The following is a 2,239-nucleotide window of genomic DNA, read 5'->3' as shown; positions in this document are numbered from 1 at the left end:
ACATAGTAGTTCTCGATCCAGGGCGAGAACAGCCAGACGCCGAGCGCGCCGAGGCCGGCCGTGAGCTGCTGATCGGCGTCGCCGGCTGCGTGGCGCAGGCCGAAGGGGCGGAAATCATACGCCGTGCGCCGGCCGTCGATCTCGTCATCGGCCCGCAGACCTATCACCGGCTGCCCGACGTGCTGGCGAGGGTGCGCGGCGGCGAGAAGATCGTCGAGACCGACTACGCCATTGAGGACAAATTCGAGCATCTGCCGCAGCCGAAGCGCGCCGAGCTGGCAAAGCGCGGCGTCACCGCTTTCCTTACTGTTCAGGAGGGCTGCGACAAGTTCTGCACCTTCTGCGTCGTGCCCTATACGCGCGGCTCCGAAGTCTCGCGGCCGGTGGCCCAGATCGTCGCCGAGGCCGAGCGCCTCGCCGAGGCTGGCGTGCGCGAGGTGACGCTGCTCGGTCAGAACGTCAACGCCTGGCACGGCGAGGGCGAAAACGGCGAGGAATGGGGCCTCGGCCGCCTGCTCTTCCGCCTGGCGAAAATTCCCGGCCTGGCGCGGCTGCGCTACACCACCAGCCATCCGCGCGACATGGATGATGAATTGATCGCCGCGCACCGTGACCTGCCGGCCTTGATGCCCTATCTGCATTTACCAGTGCAGTCTGGCTCCGACCGGATACTGAAGGCGATGAACCGCAGGCATACGGCACGCGATTATCTGGCCCTCATCGATCGCATCCGCGCCGCGCGCGGCGATATCGCCATGTCCGGCGACTTCATCGTCGGTTTCCCCGCCGAGACGGAAGCGGATTTCGAGGCAACGCTCGAACTGGTGCGCGAGGTGAATTACGCTTCGGCCTTCACGTTCAAATATTCGCCGCGTCCCGGCACGCCGGGCGCCGAGATGGACGGCCATGTGTCGGAAGCCGTGAAGGACGAGCGGCTGCAGCGCCTGCAGGCGCTAGTCAACGAGCAGCAGAAGGCATTCATCGCCAGCCTGGTCGGCCGCACCGTCAGCACGCTGATCGAGAAGCCCGGCCGCCATGCCGGTCAGATCGTCGGCCGCTCGCCCTGGCTGCAGCCTGTTATTGTTGACGACAAGGCCGGCGGAATCGGTGACATTATCGACGTACGAATCACGAAGACAGGTCCCAACAGCCTGTTCGCCGAGTTGGCCTGATGCATGTCGCCCAAAAAGTGCTCGCGGTTTCGGGACAACGACATGCATAGCCACAAGCCTCGGCAGATGAGGAGAGACGGTTGAGCGCTGCTGAATTGAAGAATCCGCCCCAGAACCAGGCATCCGGGGCCTCCGACATGGCGCACATCGTCCTGACCTTCGACAACAACAAGCTTGCCAGCGCCCTATACGGCCAGTTCGACGAGAATCTGGCCCGTCTCGAGCAGAAGCTCGGCGTCGACATCCGTTCGCGCGGTAACCAGCTTGCGATCAAGGGCACGGCTTCGGCCGCCGAGCAGGCGCGCCGCGCGCTCGACACGCTCTACGGCATTCTGCAAAAGGGCGTCGATATCGGCCAATCCGACGTCGACGGCGCGGTGCGTATGGCGATCGCCGCCGACGACCAGCTGACGCTGCCCACCATGGAGCGCAAGGGCAAGGTTTCGGCCGCCCAGATCGCCACGCGCAAGCGCACGATCTATGCCCGCTCGCTCAACCAGGACGCCTATATGCGCGCGCTGGAACGCTCCGAAATGGTCTTCGGCATCGGCCCGGCCGGCACCGGCAAGACCTATCTGGCGGTGGCCCATGCGGCGATGCTGCTCGAGCGCGGCATGGTCGAGCGCATCGTGCTGTCGCGCCCGGCGGTCGAGGCCGGCGAGCGGCTCGGCTTCCTGCCCGGCGACATGAAGGAGAAGGTCGACCCCTATCTGCGGCCCCTCTACGACGCGCTCTACGACATGATGCCGGCCGACAAGGTCGAGCGGGCGATCGCCGCCGAGGTCATCGAGATCGCACCGTTAGCCTTCATGCGCGGCCGCACACTGGCGCATGCCGCGGTGATCCTCGACGAGGCGCAGAACACCACGCCAATGCAGATGAAGATGTTCCTCACCCGTCTCGGCGAGAACTCGCGCATGATCGTCACCGGCGATCCGACCCAGATCGACCTGCCGCCCAACACCAAGTCGGGCCTGGTCGAGGCGCTGCGCATCCTCGACGGCGTGCCGGGCATCGTCACCGTCCGCTTCAACGAGGGTGATGTCGTGCGCCATCCGCTGGTTGCC

The 2,239-nt window shown here is 65.6% G+C and carries 2 protein-coding genes; both read left to right on the top strand.

Annotated features, from left to right (window positions below; all coding sequences use genetic code 11):
• The coding region (miaB, locus tag EOA32_RS36495; RefSeq protein WP_128374253.1) for a tRNA (N6-isopentenyl adenosine(37)-C2)-methylthiotransferase MiaB at positions 1-1,172 on the top strand (1,172 nt) is incomplete at its 5' end.
• Between the two features lie 137 nt (positions 1,173-1,309).
• Positions 1,310-2,239, top strand: a 930-nt coding sequence (locus EOA32_RS36490) for a PhoH family protein (protein WP_245499524.1), incomplete at its 3' end; no start/stop codon positions are given.

The sequence above is a fragment of the Mesorhizobium sp. M1A.F.Ca.ET.072.01.1.1 genome (assembly GCF_004023325.1).
GTDB lineage: Bacteria > Pseudomonadota > Alphaproteobacteria > Rhizobiales > Rhizobiaceae > Mesorhizobium.
Note: the sequence above shows the minus strand (reverse complement) of the source record. Positions and strands in the feature narration are given on the sequence as shown.